The 20,672-nt window shown below is 64.3% G+C and carries 24 protein-coding genes; 23 read left to right on the plus strand and 1 reads right to left on the minus strand.

The window, feature by feature from the left end; all coding sequences use genetic code 11:
* Window positions 1–56: 56 nt before the first annotated feature.
* The 10 genes from rimM to HMPREF1137_RS02960 all read left to right on the plus strand — a co-directional run bounded on the left by rimM (window position 57) and on the right by HMPREF1137_RS02960 (window position 8,524).
* A complete protein-coding gene (rimM, locus tag HMPREF1137_RS02915; RefSeq protein WP_007588706.1) occupies window positions 57–569 on the plus strand; it encodes a ribosome maturation factor RimM in 513 nt (170 codons plus the stop codon).
* Window positions 570–573: 4 nt separating this feature from the next.
* Window positions 574–1,926 (plus strand): tRNA (guanosine(37)-N1)-methyltransferase TrmD, encoded by a 1,353-nt coding sequence (gene trmD, locus HMPREF1137_RS02920; RefSeq protein ID WP_007588734.1) that lies wholly within the window; start codon window positions 574–576, stop codon window positions 1,924–1,926.
* Window positions 1,927–2,098: 172 nt separating this feature from the next.
* Window positions 2,099–2,455: a 50S ribosomal protein L19 gene (gene rplS / locus HMPREF1137_RS02925; protein WP_007588732.1), complete on the plus strand. Its 357-nt coding sequence runs from the start codon at window positions 2,099–2,101 to the stop codon at window positions 2,453–2,455.
* Window positions 2,456–2,565: 110 nt separating this feature from the next.
* Entirely contained in the window at window positions 2,566–3,312 is a 747-nt protein-coding gene (gene lepB / locus HMPREF1137_RS02930; RefSeq protein WP_007588707.1) for a signal peptidase I, read from the plus strand.
* Complete coding sequence (gene rnhB / locus HMPREF1137_RS02935; protein WP_007588723.1) at window positions 3,309–3,980, plus strand: ribonuclease HII; 672 nt, start codon at window positions 3,309–3,311, stop codon at window positions 3,978–3,980. The genes lepB and rnhB overlap by 4 nt, the downstream gene beginning before the upstream one ends.
* Window positions 3,981–4,034: 54 nt before the next feature.
* Window positions 4,035–4,334: a DUF2469 domain-containing protein gene (locus HMPREF1137_RS02940; RefSeq protein WP_003795316.1), complete on the plus strand. Its 300-nt coding sequence runs from the start codon at window positions 4,035–4,037 to the stop codon at window positions 4,332–4,334.
* A gap of 131 nt (window positions 4,335–4,465) precedes the next feature.
* Window positions 4,466–4,906, plus strand: a complete 441-nt coding sequence (locus HMPREF1137_RS02945; protein ID WP_034496555.1) for a YraN family protein — start codon at window positions 4,466–4,468, stop codon at window positions 4,904–4,906.
* Window positions 4,903–6,450 carry a YifB family Mg chelatase-like AAA ATPase gene (locus tag HMPREF1137_RS02950; RefSeq protein ID WP_034496525.1) on the plus strand — a complete coding sequence of 516 codons (1,548 nt, stop codon included), beginning with the start codon at window positions 4,903–4,905 and terminating at the stop codon, window positions 6,448–6,450. The genes HMPREF1137_RS02945 and HMPREF1137_RS02950 overlap by 4 nt, the downstream gene beginning before the upstream one ends.
* Window positions 6,443–7,603 carry a DNA-processing protein DprA gene (gene dprA / locus HMPREF1137_RS02955; RefSeq protein WP_007588785.1) on the plus strand — a complete coding sequence of 387 codons (1,161 nt, stop codon included), beginning with the start codon at window positions 6,443–6,445 and terminating at the stop codon, window positions 7,601–7,603. Before HMPREF1137_RS02950 ends, dprA begins: the two co-directional genes overlap by 8 nt.
* Before the next feature lie 9 nt (window positions 7,604–7,612).
* Window positions 7,613–8,524, plus strand: a complete 912-nt coding sequence (locus HMPREF1137_RS02960) for a tyrosine recombinase XerC (protein ID WP_007588778.1) — start codon at window positions 7,613–7,615, stop codon at window positions 8,522–8,524.
* Window positions 8,525–8,603: 79 nt separating this feature from the next.
* On the opposite strand, the gene HMPREF1137_RS09920 is transcribed toward HMPREF1137_RS02960, so the two are convergent.
* Entirely contained in the window at window positions 8,604–9,128 is a 525-nt protein-coding gene (locus HMPREF1137_RS09920) for a M23 family metallopeptidase (RefSeq protein WP_081493499.1), read from the minus strand.
* A gap of 408 nt (window positions 9,129–9,536) precedes the next feature.
* Here HMPREF1137_RS09920 and rpsB point away from each other — a divergent pair, with 408 nt between their 5' ends.
* From rpsB to HMPREF1137_RS03025, 13 genes are all read left to right on the plus strand, one after another.
* Window positions 9,537–10,367 (plus strand): 30S ribosomal protein S2, encoded by an 831-nt coding sequence (rpsB, locus tag HMPREF1137_RS02965; RefSeq protein ID WP_007588730.1) that lies wholly within the window; start codon window positions 9,537–9,539, stop codon window positions 10,365–10,367.
* Window positions 10,368–10,392: 25 nt separating this feature from the next.
* Entirely contained in the window at window positions 10,393–11,220 is an 828-nt protein-coding gene (tsf, locus tag HMPREF1137_RS02970) for a translation elongation factor Ts (RefSeq protein WP_007588737.1), read from the plus strand.
* A gap of 130 nt (window positions 11,221–11,350) precedes the next feature.
* Window positions 11,351–12,061 carry a UMP kinase gene (gene pyrH / locus HMPREF1137_RS02975; protein WP_003795332.1) on the plus strand — a complete coding sequence of 237 codons (711 nt, stop codon included), beginning with the start codon at window positions 11,351–11,353 and terminating at the stop codon, window positions 12,059–12,061.
* 39 nt (window positions 12,062–12,100) lie between these two features.
* Entirely contained in the window at window positions 12,101–12,658 is a 558-nt protein-coding gene (gene frr, locus HMPREF1137_RS02980; protein WP_007588703.1) for a ribosome recycling factor, read from the plus strand.
* Window positions 12,658–13,569, plus strand: coding sequence for a phosphatidate cytidylyltransferase (locus tag HMPREF1137_RS02985; RefSeq protein WP_034496528.1), 912 nt, complete (start codon window positions 12,658–12,660; stop codon window positions 13,567–13,569). The genes frr and HMPREF1137_RS02985 overlap by 1 nt, the downstream gene beginning before the upstream one ends.
* A gap of 38 nt (window positions 13,570–13,607) precedes the next feature.
* Entirely contained in the window at window positions 13,608–14,840 is a 1,233-nt protein-coding gene (gene rlmN, locus HMPREF1137_RS02990) for a dual-specificity RNA methyltransferase RlmN (RefSeq protein ID WP_007588736.1), read from the plus strand.
* A 32-nt stretch (window positions 14,841–14,872) separates the two neighbouring features.
* Window positions 14,873–15,235, plus strand: coding sequence for a DivIVA domain-containing protein (locus HMPREF1137_RS02995; protein ID WP_034496557.1), 363 nt, complete (start codon window positions 14,873–14,875; stop codon window positions 15,233–15,235).
* A 2-nt stretch (window positions 15,236–15,237) separates the two neighbouring features.
* On the plus strand, window positions 15,238–15,786 hold the full coding sequence (locus tag HMPREF1137_RS03000) for a DivIVA domain-containing protein (protein WP_007588725.1): 549 nt from the start codon (window positions 15,238–15,240) through the stop codon (window positions 15,784–15,786).
* On the plus strand, window positions 15,786–17,057 hold the full coding sequence (dxr, locus tag HMPREF1137_RS03005; RefSeq protein WP_050980927.1) for a 1-deoxy-D-xylulose-5-phosphate reductoisomerase: 1,272 nt from the start codon (window positions 15,786–15,788) through the stop codon (window positions 17,055–17,057). The genes HMPREF1137_RS03000 and dxr overlap by 1 nt, the downstream gene beginning before the upstream one ends.
* Before the next feature lie 2 nt (window positions 17,058–17,059).
* On the plus strand, window positions 17,060–18,301 hold the full coding sequence (locus HMPREF1137_RS03010) for a M50 family metallopeptidase (protein ID WP_007588715.1): 1,242 nt from the start codon (window positions 17,060–17,062) through the stop codon (window positions 18,299–18,301).
* Between the two features lie 126 nt (window positions 18,302–18,427).
* Entirely contained in the window at window positions 18,428–19,594 is a 1,167-nt protein-coding gene (gene ispG / locus HMPREF1137_RS03015; protein WP_034496559.1) for a flavodoxin-dependent (E)-4-hydroxy-3-methylbut-2-enyl-diphosphate synthase, read from the plus strand.
* 19 nt (window positions 19,595–19,613) lie between these two features.
* The gene (locus HMPREF1137_RS03020; protein ID WP_007588762.1) at window positions 19,614–20,117 is read left to right on the plus strand and encodes a hypothetical protein; all 504 of its coding nucleotides are present in this window, start codon (window positions 19,614–19,616) and stop codon (window positions 20,115–20,117) included.
* 81 nt (window positions 20,118–20,198) lie between these two features.
* Complete coding sequence (locus HMPREF1137_RS03025) at window positions 20,199–20,639, plus strand: hypothetical protein (protein ID WP_034496531.1); 441 nt, start codon at window positions 20,199–20,201, stop codon at window positions 20,637–20,639.
* Window positions 20,640–20,672: the final 33 nt, after the last annotated feature.

Consider the following 20,672-nt stretch of genomic DNA (forward strand, 5'->3'; position numbering starts at 1 on the left):
CCGGGCCCCTTCGTTGTATCCTTCGGGGGAGTCCCCGTTTATCGTCAGGAGAACACATGCAGCTCACAGCCGCTATCGTCGGACCCGCCCACGGATTGCGTGGAGAGGTCATCGTGGACGTGCGCAGCGACGACCCGGAGGTCCTGGCACCGGGCGCGCGCTTGGATGTTGCAGGACAGAAGCGTCAGCTCACGGTGCGTTCCGTGCGGGTACACAAGGATCGCGTGCTGGCCTCGTTTGACGAGTGTGGTACGCGCGAGGAGGCTGAGGCTCTGCGCGGTGCGCGTCTGCTCGTCGACGCCCATCCCGAAGAGGACGCCTGGTATCCCCACGAACTCAAGGGACTTGAGGCGCGTACGCCTTCCGGTGACGTCCTTGGAACGGTGAGTGGGCTGACGCCTGGGGCGGCACAGGATCTCCTGCTCGTCGCTACTGATCGAGGCACCGTCATGGTTCCTTTCGTGACGGCGCTCGTCCCGACAGTCGACGTTGAGGGCGGTGTCGTCATCATTGACGCCCCTCCGGGGCTTTTTGACGACGAGGCCGTCTCGGAGCGCGAGGATCACTAAGCTCGTGCGTTTCGATCTCATCTCTATTTTCCCTGACTATTTCGCGCCACTGCGGCTGTCCCTCATGGGCAAAGCGGAGGACGCCGGGCTTGTGCAGCTGCAGGCGCACGACCTGCGAGAGTGGGCGACCGGCAAGCATCGCAGCGTCGATGACACCCCTTACGGTGGTGGCGCAGGCATGGTGATGCGCGCGGATGTGTGGGCGCGTGCCCTCGACGAGGTCCTCGCCATGCCACTCACCAAGCGTGAGGGAGGCGGGGCCCAGGCCTCGTCACGTCGTATTCTCGCGATTCCGACACCCTCGGGAACACCGCTGACTCAGGCACGAGTGGAGGAACTCGCGCACGCCGATCAGATCGTCGTCGCTTGCGGGCGCTACGAGGGTATCGATGCGCGCGTCGCTGAGCACTACCGTGGCGCCGGGGTTGAGGTCGTCGAGTTCTCTATCGGCGACTACGTCCTCAACGGCGGTGAGGTTGCCGCGATGGTTCTGACCGAGGCCGTCGCGCGTCTCCTCGAGGGTTTTATGGGCAACCCGGACTCTCTTGTTGAAGAGTCGCACTCGGGCGCGGGACTTCTTGAGTACCCCGTGTACACCAAGCCGCGGGAGTTTCGCTCGCTCGAGATCCCCGAGGTACTCCTCGGCGGCAATCATGCGGCGATTGAACGCTGGCGTCGTGACCGAGCGATCGAGAAGACAGCTCGCGTTCGCCCCGATCTCGCGCTGTCGCTGGACGCCGCTTCCCTGTCGGGCGAGGACCGCGCGATGCTGGCTCGCTGCGGTGTTGCCTACCCGCGAGCTGGCGCGGCGGAACGCCTCAACGTACGACAGGCTGAGCGTGAGGACGTCGTCGCAGTCTGTGAGCTTGCGGCGCGCACGTTCCCGGATGCTTGTCCGGAGAACCTGTCCCAGGAAGCGATTGTGGAGCATGTCGCCACGCAGCTCAGCGCCGACGTGTTTGACGCTCTTATTTCCGATCCCAAGCGTCACCGCCTGTTCGTTGCCGAGGTCCCGGGCGGGCTCGTCGGTTACGTGCTCACCCACGTCGGACCCGATGCGCTGCCGAGCGACCTCGTACGTCCCGGACGCGTCGATGAGGGGAGCGCATACCTGTCGAAGTGCTACGTGGACGAGGCGTGGCGGGGAAGCGGTGTTGCGGATGCGCTGATCGAGCGTGCTGTTGCCGATGCCCGCGACATGGGGCACGAGGCAGTTGTCCTGGGCACAAACCGAGGCAATAAGAACGCGCAGGCTTTCTATAAGCGCCACGGCTTCCGCAAGCGTTCGACGCGAACCTTCGACGTCGGTGGAGTGACCAACTATGACGTCGTTATGGTGCGTGATCTCACCGCATAAGGCGCGCTCACACTAGCCCCAGCGTACTTTGTTGTGGGATAATAGCCGAGATTGTGCGCGGTTCATCCTGCCGCAGGGGGACACCAAGGCGCACAATCACACGTCAAATGAGCGGGTTCGACCCGCCCAACCAGGCGCTTCCGACCTGCGGCAGATGCGTCAAGGAGAAGAAATGCAGAAGCTGGACGCCGTTGATGCGGCTTCGCTGCGCGATGACATCCCCTCGTTCCGAGCCGGCGACACCCTCAAGGTGCACGTCAAGGTCATCGAAGGCAACCGCTCTCGTATCCAGGTCTTCCAGGGCGTCGTGATCGCGCGTCGCGGCCACGGTGTGTCCTCCACGTTCACCATCCGCAAGGTCTCCTTCGGTGTGGGCGTCGAGCGTACCTTCCCAGTGCACGCCCCCACGATCGACCACATCGAGGTCGTCACCAAGGGCGACGTGCGCCGCGCCAAGCTCTACTACCTGCGTGAGCGTCACGGCAAGGCCGCGAAGATCAAGGAGCACCGTTCCGGCAAGGCCGAGTGAGGCCAGCCGGGCGCAAGCCTTGGCATTTTTCACGGAAAGGCCCGACACCGCGCGCCGGTGTCGGGCCTCGCCGTATCCTTGGATGGTTGACACAACGACAAGGAGATTGCATGCCCCCGACTGCAGGTTCGACGCTCGGACCGCTGCACTCGCCGTCGCTTCGGGATCGTGACCGCGCGGAGGCTCGGGCACGGCGTAACCCGCTTGTGTGGCTGCGCGAGATCCTCATCATCATCGTTGTGGCTCTTGTCATTTCCTCGCTGCTGCGCGCATTCATCGTTCAGGTCTTCTGGATCCCATCCCCGTCGATGCACAACACGCTCGTCGAAGATGACCGCATCGCTGTGTCGCGCATCGATGCCTTGACATCGAACGTTCAGCGCGGCGACGTCGTTGTTTTTGACGACACGCTCGGCTGGCTCGGCGGCTCGCAAACGACATCGCCCTCGATTCTGCGCCAGCTCGGCGAGTTCACCGGCTTCATTCCGGGTGGCGGCGAACAGACACTCGTCAAGCGTGTCATCGGCGTCGGTGGCGACCACGTGACCTGCACGAGCGCGAACGGAAAGGTGAACGTCAACGGGGTTGAACTCGACGAAACATACGTTCCCGACGGCCAGGTGCCCTGCGGTGAACGTACCTTCGACGTGGTCGTTCCCGAGGGACACCTGTGGGTGATGGGTGACAATCGTTCGAATTCCGCTGATTCGCGCTATCACATGGGTTCTGGGCAGTCGCCCTACGTCCCGGTGTCGTCGGTTGTGGGCACCGTTCAGGCCGTCATCTGGCCGACTTCCCGGTGGACGACCGACATCGCGCACCACGAAGTTTTTGCCTCCGTTCCCGCCGCCTCATGACGACCGCGTCGCGTGATCTTGAGGTCTCCTTGGCACAGCGCTGGGGCACCGTCGCCGGCATGGACGAGGTGGGCCGCGGGGCTCTCGCGGGTCCCGTCGCGGTCGGCGTCGCTGTGATCGGTATCGATGCGCCTCCCGTCCCGGAAGGACTCACCGACTCCAAGGCGCTGACGGCGCGTCGACGCGAGGCACTCGTCGAGCCCGTCCGCTCGTGGACGCTCGCCTCATCCGTCGGTTACGCCTCGCCGCAGGAAATTGATCAGTGGGGTATTATCGCGGCCCTGCGTCTGGCCGGGCGCCGCGCACTTGCCGACGTTGCCAGCGATGGCCTCGTGCCCGGTGGTGTGCTCCTGGATGGCTCGCACAACTGGCTGTCCGCTCCCGATGATCTATTCGGCTTGGTTGATGGACCGGAGGATCCCTTCGGGCGTGAGCTCCCCGTTCATATGCAGGTCAAGGCCGATGCGTCGTGCGCAGTCGTCGCTGCCGCGTCGGTCCTTGCGAAGGTCGCACGCGATCACCTCATGCAAGAGATTGACGATCCCGGATACGGATGGGCGTCGAACAAGGGGTATGGCTCGGCCGCGCATACCCGAGCCATCGCGGAGCTCGGCGTGTCGGATCAGCATCGTCGGTCGTGGAAGATGCCGACGCAGGCCACAAAGTAGGGCGCGCCGGGGTGGCGTGGCTCGGCTGGGCGCGCGGCCCGGCATGATGGTTGCGTGAGCGAAGAAATCGAAGGATACGAAAACAATCTGGAGCTGGAACTCTTCAAGGAGTACCGCGACGTCATCGGGTTGTTCAAGTACGTCGTGGAAACCGAAAGGCGTTTCTACCTGTGCAACCACGTTGATGTGCAGGCACGCCCGGTCGGCGGCGACGTGTTCTTCGAACTGACGCTCAGTGACGCGTGGGTGTGGGACATCTACCGCTCGTCGCGCTTCGTGCGCTCGGTGCGCGTCATCACCTACAAGGATGTGAACGTCGAGGAGCTCTCCAAGCCTGAGCTCGACATCCCCTAAACTTTCAGTGACACCGCCGCGCGCGGTTATCCACAGGCCATAGTGCGAGCCGCTCCCTATCCACAGGGGGCGGTTTTCGCGTTGTGCCGCTGTCCTTGGTTGGCGCACTGTGGGTGTGGAGGTGATCCATGATGGAATGCTCAACACGGCCCGATCGTCGGGCCATTGGCGCTGCGGGCGAATACACCGCTCGACTGGCGCTCGAAGAGGCTGGTCTGCGCCTTCTTGACACTAACTGGCGTGATGGTCGCCGGGGCGAGCTCGATATCATCGCGCGTGACGAGACCGATCCGTCGCGTTCGTGGACCGTGATCGTGGAGGTGCGCACCAGGGTCGGGCGCAGGAAGGGGAGTGCGCTTGCGTCGGTCGACCATCGCAAGGTGGCGCGGCTTCGAGCGCTGACGGGTGCGTGGTGCAGGGCCCACGGTCATCTTGCTTCGCGTGTGCGTATCGACGTCGTCGCCATCACCGTGGACGCGCGGATGCTGGAATCGTGGCCGGCTCCCATGGACGAGGCCGTGGATCTTCGCGCTCTGGGGGCAGAGGTCGTGTGGTTGCGGGGTGTGCAATGAGAGGGCCGGGGCTTGCGCGCACGTATTCCATGAGCATCGTCGGTATCGAGGGGCACCTTGTCGACGTGGAGACATACGCGGGGTCGGGCCTCGTGGCGTTCACGCTCGTCGGCCTGCTCGACACCTCCGTGCGCGAGGCACGCGATCGCGTGCGCGCTGCGTTCGAGTCGTGCGGCCTGGACGTCTTGGACCAACGCATCACCGTGAATCTGTCCCCTGCGGGCATTCCGAAGTCGGGGTCGGCTTTTGACCTCTCGATCGCGGCGTCCATTGCTCTGGCCACGGGCCTTGTCTCACCGGTGGCTTTTGAGGATGCGGTCCTCGTTGGTGAGCTTGCGTTGGATGGAAGTATTCAGCCGGTGCGCGGGGTGCTGCCGGCTGTCCTCGCGGCGCGTTCGCGGGGCGTTCGCCGGGTGATTGTGCCGTCGGCATGCGCCCAGGAAGCGCGTCTGGTCAGCGGCATTGATGTCCTGGACTTCGCGCATCTGGCTGACCTGATCGCGTGGGCCGGGGGAGAGGCTGTGAAGGCTCCGTTCCACGGGAGGATGGGTGTGCACCGCGAGGGGGAACGTGACGGTGATACGACCCTCGCAGACATGGCCGACGTGCGCGGTCAGCCGGAAGCAATTGCGGCTCTGGAAGTTGCCGCTGCCGGTGGGCACCACGTGTTTCTTCTGGGAGAGCCCGGATCCGGCAAGACGATGCTCGCCTCCCGACTCCCGACGATACTTCCAGATCTCGACGCCGACACCGCTCTCGTCACCACCTCGTTGCATTCGGTGGCGGGCCTGTTGCCCTCCTCGATATCGCTGATGACGCGGCCTCCATTCCAAGCCCCACACCACTCGGTGACCATGCCGGCACTGATCGGTGGCGGCACACGCACGCTCGTCCCCGGGGCAGCCTCGCTGGCGCATGGGGGGATCCTCTTTCTGGACGAGGCTGCCGAGTTTGCTCCCTCCGTCCTTGACTCGCTGCGTGAACCCCTTGAATCGGGCGTCATCCATGTGCACCGCTCCGGTGTTCAGGCGCGATATCCCGCCGCATTCCAACTGGTGATGGCGTCAAATCCCTGCCCGTGCGGAGGCGGATACGGAGGACGTCGGTGCACCTGTTCGTCGATGAATCGACGCAGGTATCTCGCGCGTTTGTCCGGGCCGTTGCTGGATCGAATGGACATCCGCATTGACGTGCATACCCCCAGCCGGGCGGACCTGGCGTCGACACAGACACGTGATTCCGCGTCGATACGTGGGCGTGTTATCGAGGCTCGCTCGCGGGCACGCACGCGTCTTAAGGACACACCGTGGACCATGAACGCGCAGCTTCCGGGAGCGTGGCTGCGACACCACTCAGGCATCGATGCTTCTCTCATTCATCAACTTGATCGGCTCGTCGATTCCGGTCACTCGTCTATGCGCGGAATCGACCGGATGCTACGCCTGGCATGGACGCTCGCCGATCTCGAGGCTGCGCCTCGGCCCACCTTTGACCACATTGTTGCAGCGCAGCAGCTGCGGAACGGAGCGGATCACTATGAATGACACTGAACTGTGGGAGGCCGCCTGGTGGTCTGCCGTCGCTGAGCCGGCTGATCCGTGCGCACGCATTCTTCGTCAGTCCTTAGGGGATCGAGATGCGCGCGCGTGGCTGATCGGGAGCTGGTCGGCACCGCCGTTGGCGCTTGCCCGTCACTCGAGGATTGACTGGCACACGCAGTGGAATCGGTGGAGGCAGCGCGCCCTCTCGGTTGACATCGACAGTGAGCTGACACGCGTCGCTCGTGCGGGCGGCGGATTCATGACACCCGGCGATCCACGCTGGCCAGAGCACCTTGCATGCCTGGGGGAGGAGGAGCCAATGGGATTGTGGTTCCTCGGCGACCTGCCCGAGGCTCCGCAGGCGGATCATCATCTGTCTATCGTGGGAGCTCGCGCTTCCACCGGCGCGGGAAACAGGTGCGCACGCAACATGGCGGCACTCGTTGCTACGGCAGGGGTGACGGTGGTGTCTGGGGGTGCGATAGGCATTGACATAGAAGCTCACCGGGGTGCGCTGTCCGCGCGTGGGCGCACGATCTGCATCCTCGCAGGGGGCGTGTGCAATCCCTACCCCGCGTGCCACGGTGGCGACTTTCGCGCCGTCCTTGATGGCGGTGGCGCCCTGATCTCCGAGGTTGCGCCAACCGCCAGACCGGCGAAGTGGCGTTTCCTGACCCGTAACCGCCTGATCGCTGCGTGGAGCGGAGCAACCGTGGTTGTCGAGGCCGGAGCGCGCTCCGGTGCCCTTGCGACGGCGCGTCGTGCCATGGAATACGGGCGTGAGCTAGGCGCAGTCCCCGGCGCGGTCGACGCGCCGATGTCGGTGGGGTGCCTCGAGCTTGCGCGCAACGGAGCGACGATCATCCGCGATGGGCGCGACGCCCTCGAACTCGTGCGCCCGGTGAGCGTTGACGCCACCCAGCCTCTGTTCGGTATGCCCGTCGACGACGATCACGGGGTTGATGCCCTGGAGCCGACTCAACGTCGGGTGTGGGAGGCACTTCCCCGGAGTGCTCCCGCGTCGGTCGAAGCGATCTGTGTCGCCGCGGCCCTGTCGCGCGAAGAAGTGAACTACGCGCTCATGGAGCTCTCGGTTGCGGGCCTAGTGGCCGGAACGACGCGTGGCTGGACGCGAACAGGCGGAGGCAGGCCATAGGATATCGATATGACAGGCAACGTGGGGGAGCGCTGGGAAGAGTACCTGCGCCTTGGGCGGCGGATGAGCCCCCACACAGTTTCCGCGTACCTCGGGGATCTTCACTCGCTCATGGAGTTCCTCTCGCTCGACGCGGACGCGACCCCTGAGCAGTTGCGAGAGGCGCTCACGCAGCGCGCAGTGCGTTCCTGGCTGGCTCGCTCCCTCGCGGATGGGCGAGCGCGCTCGACTATCGCGCGCCACACCGCCGCGATTCGCAACTTCACCTCCTGGGCAATGCGTGAAGGAATCCTGGTGAGCGACCCCGCGGCGCTCCTGTCATCTCCACGTGCCGATCAGCGTCTGCCGTCTCCACTCGACGAATCCGATGCGAGGGTGCTTCTCAACGCCGCTCGGGATGAGGCAGCGATGGGTGGCGCGTCCCAGATCCGCAATTGGGCGATCCTCGAGCTGACGTACGCCTGCGGACTGCGCGTCTCCGAGGTGTGCGGCCTCGACATCTCGTCCCTGAACCGTGAGGCCCTCACCGTGAGGGTCGTCGGTAAAGGCAACAAAGAGAGGGTGGTTCCCTTCGGGCCTCCCGCAGCCGATGCGCTCGATCATTGGCTCGTGCGAGGCCGTCCCCAGTTGGCCGGAGAACGGAGCGGACAGGCTCTCTTCCTCGGAGATAAGGGTGGACGCATCGATCCGCGCATTGTGCGTTCGATGGTGCACAAGATGGCGGCACACGCCGGTGTGCACGACGTTGCGCCCCACGGGCTGAGGCACTCGACGGCGACGCACCTGCTGCAGGGAGGTGCCGACCTTCGCGCGGTGCAAGAAATGCTGGGGCATTCGTCGCTGTCAACTACCCAGCGCTACACCCACGTGGATACCGCCCGGCTCAGCGCGATCTACCAGCGGGCACACCCGCGCGCGTAAGCGCTCTGATCTGGAGGTGTTGGCACTGCTTCCGATGATTCTTGTATCACTACTAGCACCTCCTGCGGTTGGGCATTCGTTATGGCGCGTCATCCCATGGCAACAGCCGCGGATGCCCGAGCGTCATGCGTATCGGGTTGATGTACGTTCGTCGCCCAGTTTTCGCCCCCCAGTGCAGTGTCTGGGAGTCCCCTTCGATGACCCCGATCATGTCACCTTTCTCCACGTGCTCACCGACGACAACGGTGGGGGTGATGGGAAGGTACGTCGACCAGATGTCCCGCCCTCCGACGCTGTGAAGGATTGAGACAACACTGCGGCCCGCAACCGGTCCAGCGACGGTGACCGTTCCCGCGGAGCAGGCGTAGACCGGGGAGCCTGCCGGATACTGCAGTGTGACTCCACGACGCCCGGGCAGCCAATCGTGGGCAGGTGGTGCGAATCCTGCGACGACGGGCACCGGTGTGCCCGTGGGCCACTGCCACCGCTCGTCGCGTGGCGTTGCATCTGCGTACGCTGCATCAGGGACAAGCAGTGCGAGAACGACGAAGAAGATGAGTGACGCCGCGAAGAAACGGGTGCGTGACGGCTGTGGTGGAGTCATGACTACAGACTGGGAGCTGCAGCACTGTTCGTCCAGCTGTTGTGAGGCACCTGTGGATATGGGTGACTTCGGAATTGGTCCTGTGGATAACGAGTGGTCGGTACACGGACGCGACAGGTGGCCTCGGCCTCGTCGACGATGAATCCAGTAGGCAACGTCTCATCCGCCTGGTGTCGGACATGTGTGCACTTGTGAGGTAAGATAGCCGGGCACTTGCTCTGTGCAGGTGACTTCGCGTGCCATTATCGCGACCCACGGGAAACCGCCAGGGGAGCGAGGCGCGGCGGCTTCGGTCCCTTCGGGGATGGTCGCCGGTCATGGCACCAGGGTGCGTAACGCGCACAGCAAACCGATAACCCCGGGGGAAACCCCACTGATCACTCGCGACTTGCGGGGAAAGGACGAACCATGGCAATCGTTACCATGCGTCAGCTCCTCGAGTCCGGTGTCCACTTCGGCCACCAGACTCGCCGTTGGAACCCGAAGATGAAGCGCTTCATCCTCACCGAGCGCAACGGCATCTACATCATCGACCTGCAGCAGACCATTGCTGACATCGACATCGCTTTCGACTTCGTGAAGCAGACCGTCGCCCACGGTGGCACCCTGCTCTTCGTTGGCACCAAGAAGCAGGCTCAGGAAGCCGTGGCCGAGCAGGCCCAGCGCGTCGGCATGCCCTACGTGAACCACCGTTGGCTCGGCGGCATGCTCACCAACTTCTCGACCGTTGCCACCCGTCTGCAGCGCCTGAAGGAACTCGAGCAGATCGACTTCGACGACGTGGCCTCCTCCGGTCACACCAAGAAGGAACTGCTCATGATGCGCCGCGAGAAGGACAAGCTCTCGCGCACCCTGGGCGGCATCCGCGACATGACCAAGGTTCCCTCGGCCGTGTGGATCGTCGACCCCAAGAAGGAGCACCTCGCGGTCTCCGAGGCTCGCAAGCTGCGCATCCCGATCGTCGCCATCCTCGACACCAACGCTGATCCCGACGAGGTCGACTACCGCATCCCCGGCAACGATGACGCCATCCGCGCCGTCGCGCTGCTGACCCGCGTGATCGCCGACGCCGTCGCCGAGGGCCTCATCGCCCGCTCCGACGTGCGCAAGGGCAAGGGCGAAGAGACCGCCGCTGAGCCGCTGGCCGAGTGGGAGCGCGAGCTCCTCGAGGGCGAGGTTAAGGCCGACGAGGCTGCCGCCGCTGAGGTCGCCGAAGAGTCGACCACCAAGCAGGACTGAACTTTTTACTGAGAGGAATCATCCGATGGCGAATTTCACCGCTGCAGATGTGAAGGCGCTGCGTGAGCAGACCGGCGCCGGCATGATGGATGTCAAGAAGGCTCTGACCGAGGCCGACGGCGACGCCGAGAAGGCCCTCGAGATCATCCGCCTGAAGGGCCTGAAGTCCCTGTCCAAGCGCGAGGGCCGCCAGGCCTCCGCCGGCCTGCTGGCCGCGCAGACCGACGGCACCGTCGGCGTGCTGGTCGAGGTCAACTCCGAGACGGACTTCGTTGCCAAGAACCAGAAGTTCATCGACTTCTCCAACGAGGTCCTGGCCGCCGCCGTCGCTTCTGGTGCCGCCGACCTGGACGCGCTGCTCGCCTCCCCCATGGGCGAGGGCACCGTCAAGGACCGCCTGGACGCTTTCGCCGCCATCATTGGCGAGAAGCTGCAGGTTGGCCGCATCGTGCGCGTTGAGGGCGAGAACGTCGACCTCTACCTGCACCAGACCAACCCCGACCTGCCCCCGCAGGTTGGCGTCTTCGTCGTCACCGATGCCGCCGGCAAGTCCGTTGCCCACGACATCGCGATGCACGTTGCCGCCTACATGCCCGCCTACCTCGATCGCGATTCGGTTCCGGCCGACGTGCTCGAGAAGGAGCGCGCTACCCTCGAGAAGATCACGCTTGAGGAAGGCAAGCCCGCCAACATCGTTCCCAAGATCGTTGAGGGCCGCCTGAACGCGTTCTACAAGGACAACTGCCTCGTTGACCAGGCCTTCGCGCGTGACCCCTCGAAGTCCGTTGCTCAGGTCCTCAAGGAGGCCGGCGCCACGGTCACCAACTTCGTGCGCGTGCACGTCGGTGCCTGATCTGGCCACGTCGTCAGCTTGCTGACAAATGGGAGCGGTCCCGCCGAACGGCGGGGCCGCTTCCCTTTTACCAGGTAGTATGGTTCTTAACCGTTCCGCCCTTCCCGGGCCGTTACAAAGGAGAAGCGTCATGTCGACGAACCGCCGCGTTTTGCTCAAGCTGTCCGGAGAGGCATTCGGAGGTGGATCGATTGGCCTGGACCCCAAGGTCGTCCGCAACATTGCGGAGCAGGTCGCGACGGCAGTGCGCGAGGGCGTGCAGGTTGCGATCGTCGTGGGCGGCGGTAACTTCTTCCGTGGCGCTCAGCTTGCGCGAGAGGGCCTCGAGCGTTCGCGAGCAGACTACATGGGCATGCTCGGTACCGTGATGAACGCTCTGGCACTCCAGGACTTCATCGACCAGTCGGGTGTCCCCGCCCGCGTGCAGACCGCGATCACGATGGCGCAAGTTGCCGAGCCCTACCTGCCGCTTCGAGCGATTCGTCACCTGGAAAAGGGCCGCGTGGTCGTCTTCGGCGCAGGTGCCGGCCTCCCATACTTCTCCACGGACACCGTTTCAGCACAGCGCGCCCTTGAGATTCACTGCGACGAACTCCTCGTTGCCAAGAACGGCGTGGATGGCGTGTACGACGACGATCCGAACAAGAACCCCGATGCCCACCGATTCGACACGCTGACGTACTCGGAGGCTCTGCGCCGCGATCTGAAGGTGATCGACGGATCTGCGCTGGCGCTGTGCCGCGACAACGGGCTGACCACCCGCATCTTCGGCATGGGCGGCGACGGTGCGGTCACCCGCGCGCTGATGGGCGATGAAATCGGTACCCTAGTGACGGCGTGATATAACCTTCACAGACCACTGACTTATAAGGAGCACATAGTGATCGACGATATTCTCCTCGAAGCCGAGGAAAAGATGGACAAGGCCGTGGACGCGGCCAGCCACGAGTTTGCGAATATTCGCACCGGACGTGCGACCTCCTCGATGTTTGAGCAGCTGATGGTTGACTACTACGGCGCCCCCACGCCGATGCAGCAGCTTGCGAGCTTCCAGATTCCCGAGGCCCGTACTGTTCTCATCTCGCCCTTCGACCGCACCGCGACGCAGGAGATCATCCGCACGCTGCGCGAGTCCGACCTCGGCGTCAACCCGACCGACGATGGCAACGTTGTGCGCGTCGTTCTGCCCGCCCTGACTGAGGAACGCCGCAAGGAATACGTCAAGCAGGCCAAGAGCAAGGCTGAGGACGGTCGCGTGTCCGTGCGTGGCGTGCGCCGTAAGGCCAAGGATCAGCTCGACCGCCTGAAGAAGGATGGCGAGGCCTCCGAGGACGACGTCGATCGCGCTGAAAAGTCGCTGGACGCCATGACCAAGGCTCACACCGAGCAGATCGACAAGATGCTCGCCACGAAGGAAAGCGAACTGCTGACGATCTGATGGCATCAACTGATCGTTCGATTCTTGCCCGAGTCTTTTCCCCGGGGCCCACTCGCGACAATCATCCCGCGAGTGGGTCGACGGGGAAGGCCGGGCGTAACATGCCGCAGGCAATTACCACTGCGGTTGTCCTGATTGCCGCAGTTGCGGTACCGCTGTTTACGTCGCTGCCTGCGTTCGTTGGCGTCATCGCTTTTGTGTGCCTCGTTGGTATTTGGGAGCTGGCGGGTGCGTTTGCGCGCATGGGCGTCACCCTGACGGTCACGCCGCTGTACGTCGGCTCCATCGGCATGGTGACCTGCGCGTGGTGGCTTGGCAGCGAAGGTATGCTCTTCGCTCTGTACATCACGGTGTTTGTGTGTGCGGCGTGGCGTTTGCTCGATCATCGTCAGGAATCGCGCATGAGTGACGTCGTATCCTCGACGTTTGCGGCCGTGTACGTTCCCTTCCTCGCGTCTTTCGTTGTCCTGATGCTCGCGGCATGGCATAACCCGTGGGTGTTCGTTGTCTTCGAGCTGATGGTGATTGCCAACGACACGGGTGGCTGGGCTGCCGGCGTCATGTTCGGCAAGCACCCGATGGCTCCCGCTCTGTCTCCGAAGAAGTCGTGGGAGGGCTTCGCCGGTTCCGCGATTACCGCGATGGCTGTCGGCTCGGTGGGTCTGTGGCTACTCGGCGCCGCCTGGTGGTGGGGCCTCATCGCCGGTATCGCCATTGCTTTCGTGGGGACGATGGGGGACCTGACAGAGTCGCTGATCAAGCGTGAGGCAGGTCTGAAAGACATGTCGCAGATCCTGCCTGGGCACGGCGGCGTTCTCGACCGAGTGGACGCGCTGCTCATGAGCGCGCCGGTTGCCTACTTTATTTTCGCGTGGGCGCTGCCGGGTATTTCTTGGGAGTCTAGCCATTGAGTCAATCGACGAAGGAACCTCGCGGGTCTCACGAACGTATGGCGACGAGCCTGGCTGACCTTCAGCGCCGTAGCTCGCGCCGTGAGGTGCGCCCGACGGACCAGCCGCCGGAGGGCGCGACGCACAAGGACGCAAAGCCGGTTCTGTCGTTCACTGCGAAGCGGCGGGGTAAGGCGCCGTCGCACCTCGCCGACCTGGATGCGGCAGGCCGCAAGCAGGTGCTGAAGGATCTTGGCCTGCCGGGTTTCCGCGCCGATCAGCTTTCGCGTCACTACTTCACGCATTTCGAAGCGGATCCCGCGAAGATGAGCGATATCCCGGTGGGAATGCGCGACGCGGTGTCGGAGGCGCTCCTTCCCGGCCTCGTGACGAAGGTGGTCTCTCTCGAGGCTGACGGCGGTCGCACGATTAAGGATCTGTGGCGGCTGTACGACGGCGCGCAGGTTGAGTCTGTTCTCATGCGCTACCCGCAGCGCACCACCCTGTGCGTGTCCTCGCAGGCGGGCTGCGGTATGGCGTGTCCGTTCTGCGCGACGGGCCAGATGGGCCTGACGCGTAACCTGTCGACCGCCGAGATCGTCGATCAGGTGCGCGAGGCCCAGGCCTCGTGCCGTGACGGTAAGCTGGCGGGCGGGCCGACGACCCTGTCGAACGTTGTTTTTATGGGCATGGGTGAGCCTCTCGCCAACTACAAGACCGTTGTCGCTGCCCTGCATCGCCTGATCGATCCGGCGCCCGAGGGCTTCGGCATGAGCGCTCGCAACATCACCGTCTCTACTGTTGGCCTGGTTCCGGCGATCAAGAAGTTGGCGGGGGAGGGCATGCCTGTGACCCTCGCGGTCTCGCTGCACGCCCCCGACGATGATCTGCGTGACGAACTGATCCCGATCAACTCGCGATGGAAAGTCGGCGAACTCCTGGATGCTGCTCGTGCCTACTTCCTGGCCACGGGGCGACGTGTGTCGATCGAATACGCACTGATCAAGGACATGAACGATCAGGAATGGCGCGCGCAGCTGTTGGCCGACGAGCTGAATAAACGAGGCCACGGCTGGGTGCACGTCAACCCGATTCCTCTCAACCCCACGCCGGGTTCTATTTGGACGGCGTCGACGCGCAGCGCCCAGGAGGCATTCGTCAAGCGCCTGCGTGACAACGGCATTGCGACGTCGATTCGAGATACGCGCGGTTCGGATATCGATGGGGCGTGCGGGCAGCTGGCCACAGCGGTTGCTGAGGGTAAGCGACCGGTCAGGGAGGCGCGCGCGTGATCAGGACAGAGTTTTCTCGCAGTTTCTTGCGCATGGGTTACGACGCGAACGAGGTCCTGACGTTTCTCGCGGACGTTGAGCGCACACTGATGGGCGAGGAGACGGACCCAGACAGGGTCGTGACGGCTCAGAAGGCTCTGGATGTGGAGTTTTCTGTGAAGCTGCGCGGTTTCAATGACGAGGAGGTCGACGCGGAGATCGACCGTCTCATTGAGATGCTGCGTCATGCCGAGCGTCGGCGGGTGACGCAGCATGAGAATAGTGCTGGAAGTGACGTTCACGCTGCGAGGCTCCCAGGTGTGGAGCCGACTCCCGCTTCCTCTGAGTATGCTGATTTCGGCACGCCTGAGGCCGTCGATCAGATTCTTCGTTCCATGACACAGGAAAAGGAGTAGTCATGACTGAGTTTCCTAGGGTTGGTCTCTTCTCGAAGGGCTACGACTGCGCACAGGTCGATGCTTTTTTTGAGGATGCGCGTCGCGCCTACGAGGGTGGCGTCCCTCCGGAGCAGTTCAGCTCTGAGCAGGTGCGTCTGGCGACGTTCGAGCTGAAGAGCCGCGGTTACGACATCGAAGCCGTTGATGGGGCGATGAACCGTCTGGAAGCAGCGTTCGTCAACCGTGATCGCGCGGATTCCGTCGCCGCCGAGGGGGAGGCCGCGTGGTACGACCGCGTGGCGGACCGCGCGACGACGCTGTACCCGCGCCTCCAGCGTCCCCGCGGTGAGCGCTTCTCGCACCCGACCTCGGGCCGCGGTTACGCCTGCGACGAGGTTGATGATCTTCTGGATCGTATCGCCGCGTACTTCGACGAGGCAGGCGATCTGACCGCCGAGGAAATCCGTACGGCGACTTTCCGGCCCAAGCGAGGCAAGAAGGCCTACGCGGAAGGTCCGGTCGACGCGTACTTGGGCCGTGCGGTCGAGATCCTGCTCGCGGTCGACTGATGCCCGTGTTGGTGGAGGAACATACGTCCACAATTCCCGTCGTGCTGCTGGGATCGACGGGTTCGATCGGTACCCAGGCGCGTGAGGTGATCGAAGCACACAGCGGGCGTTTCGACGTGATCGGTGTGAGCGCGGGCGGTGCATCAATTACTGAGCTTGCGGTGCAGATTGTCGCTCTGAATCCCACGTACGTGGGTGTGGCTCGCGACGTGCGCGAGGAGCTGGCGGCTGCCGTCGCGTCGTTGGGCGGTACATGCCCCGAGGTATTCGTCGGTGAACACGCGTCGGTTGAGGTCGTGTGTGCGTCGGTGGAACGTGCGACGCAGTTGTACCCGAGTGCGACGCCGGTGGTGCTCAACGGCATCACTGGGGGAGTGGGCCTATCGTCGACGCTTGCGGCTCTGCAGTGCGGTGCTCGTTTGGCGTTGGCGAACAAGGAGTCTCTCGTCGTTGGTGGCGCCCTTGTGAAGAACGCCATGCGTTTCCCGGGGCAGATCGTCCCCGTGGACTCCGAGCATTCGGCGATCGCTCAGGCCCTTGCCTCGGGCGTGCACGAGCGTGGTCTGACCTCTCCTGTTGTGTCGGGGCGTTCCGAGGTTGCCGACCTCGTGCTGACAGCGTCGGGGGGTCCGTTCCGTGGTCGAACGCGCGACCAGCTGCGGGGTGTGCGTGCAGAGCAGGCGCTCGCGCACCCGACGTGGCAGATGGGTCCCGTCGTCACGATTAATTCGTCGACGCTCATCAACAAGGGACTGGAACTCATCGAAGCACACCTGCTCTTTGATGTGGCACCCGAACACATTGTCGCAACTGTTCACCCCCAGTCCATCGTGCACTCGATGGTGACGTGGTGCGATGGCGCGACGACGCTTCAGGCGTCGCCCCCGGATATGCGTCTGCCGATCGCGCTTGGTTTGACATGGCCGGAGCGCCTGGATGACGTGGAGAACCCTCTGACCTGGGCGTGCGGCTCTGAATGGACGTTCGAGCCGGTTGATAACGAGACGTTCCCCGCCATCGACCTCGCGCGCTTCGCGGTCGCCGCGTCGGCGACACACCCCGCGGTGCTCAACGCCGCGAACGAGGTGCTGGTTGATGCCTTCATCGCTGGGGACGTCCCGTGGCTGGCGATTGTCGACACGGTCTCGACGGTCGTGCACGAGCACGAGGGTGTTGCCGATCCCTCGTTGGAAGATATTGTGGCCGCGCAGCGCTGGGCTGATCAGCGCGCACGCGAGATTGTTCGCGCCGGCCAGTGGAAGGATATGTGAGCGTGGGCTCTCTCGTCGGTATCGTCGTTGTCGTCATCGGAATTTTGGCGTCTGTCGCCCTTCACGAGGTGGGGCACATGGTCCCCGCGAAGAAGTTCGGTGTCCTCGTTCCCGATTACGCGGTGGGCTTTGGGCCTGCGCTGTGGAAGAAGAAGATCGGCGACACGACGTATGCCCTGCGCGCAATTTTGCTGGGCGGCTACGTGAAGATCGTCGGCATGTACGCACCCGCGCGCCCGGGCACGCGCCTCGTGGGCCGCGGCGGTAAGCCGACTCTCGCCCAAGAGGCGCGCGAGGCCTCGGCCGAGGAGATCCCAGAAGGGCAGGAGCACCGCGCGTTCTATCACTTGAGCGCTCCGAAGAAGATCACCGTCATGCTCGGTGGTCCATTGATGAACCTGCTCATCTGCTTCGTGCTCTCCGCCATCGCCATGATGGGTATTGGTGCCCCGACGGCGTCACGCACCATCGCGGAGGTGCCGACCACGGTGACGAGCGCGTCGGGGGAGGTGTCCTCTCCCGCGTACGAGGCCGGGGTTCGTCCCGGGGATACGGTCGTCGCGTGGAACGGGCAGCCTGTGGCCACTTTCGCTGACCTGCAGCGCGCTGTGGGAGCCACCCAGGAGGGTGAGTCCGCTGTGCTGACGGTCGAGCGCGACGGTGGCACCGTCGACCTGAGGGTGTCTCCGGTGACGGGATCTCAGGGGGCGCGCATTGTCGGCGTGACCGCCGGTTACGAGTATGTGTCGGCCTCACTGTCTGACGTGGCCGCCGCCAACTGGCAGATGTTTACCGGGACGACGGCGGTTGTGACGCGGCTGCCGCAGGCGGTGTGGCAGGTGGGCCGCTCGGTGTTTACCGACGAAAAGCGGGACTCCTCCGGTGTTGTGTCCGTGGTGGGTGTGGGCCGCCTGGCCGGTGAGGTGACGGGCGATTCTCAGGCGTTGGGCCTGCAGGATACTCGTCAGGTTGTTGCGGTGTTGCTGAGCCTTTTGGCATCGCTCAACATGGCCCTGTTTGTTTTCAACCTCATTCCGTTGCCGCCCCTGGATGGCGGGCACATTCTCGGTGCCGTGTATGAGGGGGTGCGACGCATGATTGCTCGTGTGCGCGGGGCAGAGGATCCCGGTCCGGCGGATACCGCTCGCCTGGTACCCCTGACGTGGGCGGTGGGCGGTCTGCTGGTCGCTATGAGTGTCATTTTGATCGTGGCGGATATCGTCAAGCCGGTGTCGCTGGGCTGACGACCCGGTAGTGAGGTGGGCGGAGGAGCCGCCGACGAAAGCGAGCCTGACCACGCGTGCGTGGTCCGTGTGGGAAGGATGCGCACAGTGCGCGATAATGAATCGGTGAGTGAAATCAACCTTGGTATGCCCGAAGTCGCGGCGTCGCCGTTCCCGCGCAAGCAGACGCGTCGGATCATGGTCGGTGACGTGCCCGTGGGCGGGGGCGCCCGCGTATCCGTTCAGTCCATGACGACCACGAAGACGCACGATATTGGTGCGACGCTGCAGCAGATCGCAGAGCTGACGGCCGCTGGCTGCGACATTGTGCGTGTGGCGTGCCCGACGGATAAGGACGCGGACGCGCTGCCGATCATCGCCAAGCAATCGCGGATCCCGGTGATCGCTGACATCCACTTCAAGCCGAAGTACGTGTTCCAGGCGATCGAGGCCGGCTGTGGTGCGGTTCGCGTGAACCCGGGCAACATCCGCAAGTTCGATGACCAGGTGAAGGACATCTGCAAGGCCGCCTCTGACCACGGAGTGTCGCTGCGCATTGGCGTCAACGCCGGTTCTCTGGATCCGCGACTGCTCAAGAAGTACGGTCGCGCGACACCCGAGGCCCTCGTCGAGTCCGCGATCTGGGAGGCCTCGCTGTTCGAGGAGAATGACTTCCACGATTTCAAGATCTCCGTCAAGCACCACGATGTGCTGACGATGATTCAGGCCTACCGCATGCTGTCCGAGGCGGGGGATTGGCCCCTGCACCTCGGCGTGACCGAGGCCGGCCCCGCGTTCCAGGGCACCATCAAGTCCGTGTCCGCCTTCTCCGTTCTGCTGGCTGAGGGCATCGGCGACACGATCCGTGTCTCGCTGTCCGCTCCTCCCGTCGAGGAGATCAAGGTGGGCACGAAGATGCTGGAGTTCATGGGCCTGCGCGAGAAGACGCTCGAGATTGTCTCGTGCCCGTCCTGTGGTCGCGCGCAGGTGGACGTGTGGACGCTTGCCGAAGACGTGACTGAGGGCCTCAAGGACCTGACCGTTCCGCTGCGCGTCGCCGTCATGGGCTGCGTTGTCAACGGCCCGGGTGAAGCGCGCGAGGCCGACCTGGGTGTCGCATCGGGCAACGGCAAGGGCCAGATCTTCATCCGCGGCGAGGTCGTCGAGACCGTTCCCGAGGATCAGATCGTTGAGACCCTGATCCGCCGCGCAAACGCCCTCGCCGAGGAGCTTGGCCTCGAGCCGGGTTCCGGCAGCGTCGAGGTCGCCCCGATTACCGCCCCGGACGTCAAGCTCCCGGGCATCGACTTCTGAGCTTTTTGAGGAGCAATCCATGCGTATTCGTACTCTCGCGTGCCTGTCCCTGGTTGCTGGCGTGTGCGCCGTCGCGGCCACTGGTTTTCCTCGTCGTATCGGCCTGACGGCTTCGCAGGCGGACGTGTCGCTGCCCGGCGACCTGATTCTCCCCGGAGCCAACGTTGTGGTCGACCGCGGTATCGCGATCGACGCACCCGCGTCGGTCGTCTGGGATGTGCTTGGCCACGTCTTTGAGCCCGAGGACGAGTCCACGATCATCGACATCGAGGATGAGGACCACATCCTGATGCGCGTCGCACCTCCGGCCGCCCCGGAAGGGGCCGAGGCCTCGGGCACCTGCGTCATTGCCCTCCTGCCGCTCTCGCCCTCGCGCACGCTTCTGCATATCCGCGAGCGTCACGTGGCCGAGGGGCGCGACCGTGCGCTCGCGTGGGCGGGCGTCGCCGCCGAGTCGCTGTCGTCGCTGTCCATGCTGCGCGATCTGCGCGATGCGTGCGTCGGTGGCCTCGTTGATGCCTGATTAGTCTCGTTCCCGCCTTTTCGGTTGGACAGCAATCCCCGTTGATGTTGTAGTATCACCTAGTACGCAACGCCAACGGGGATGTTGCTTTGTCCGAAGGGGGACGCTGTGTCCAACTCCACCGCCCTGATCGCACTCGTCGGTCTCGCTATCGCTCTCGTGTGGGCGTGGGCCTGGTTCGGCATTGGCGCCAGCGCGCGCCGTGTCTCGGTGCGTCTCGAGCTCGGTGCCGGACACGCGGCCGGTGAGATGGGGCGCGTCGTGTGGCCCCTGATGCCGCTCCTGTCTCTCCTGTGGTTCCTGACCGCGGATCTGATGGCGCGCGAGGCACGCGGCCTCGACACGCTTGGTTCGCTCGGCCTCGTCATCGGTGTGCTCGCCCTGATGGGTGCTGCCGCTGTTCAGGCCCTCTACTTCGGTGGTCTGCCCGCGTGGGCATACCCGGGTTGGATGGCCCGCCGCTACTACGCGTCGCACCCGGGTGCCCGTGAACGCGAGCTCGGCACCCGCGCGGTTATCTGAGAGTTTCGCTGACGTGCCGATGAGGGGCTACGC

Origin of the sequence: Actinomyces sp. ICM39 (genome assembly GCF_000282935.1) — a bacterium.
In the GTDB taxonomy this organism is placed as follows: Bacteria; Actinomycetota; Actinomycetes; order Actinomycetales; family Actinomycetaceae; genus Pauljensenia; species Pauljensenia odontolytica_B.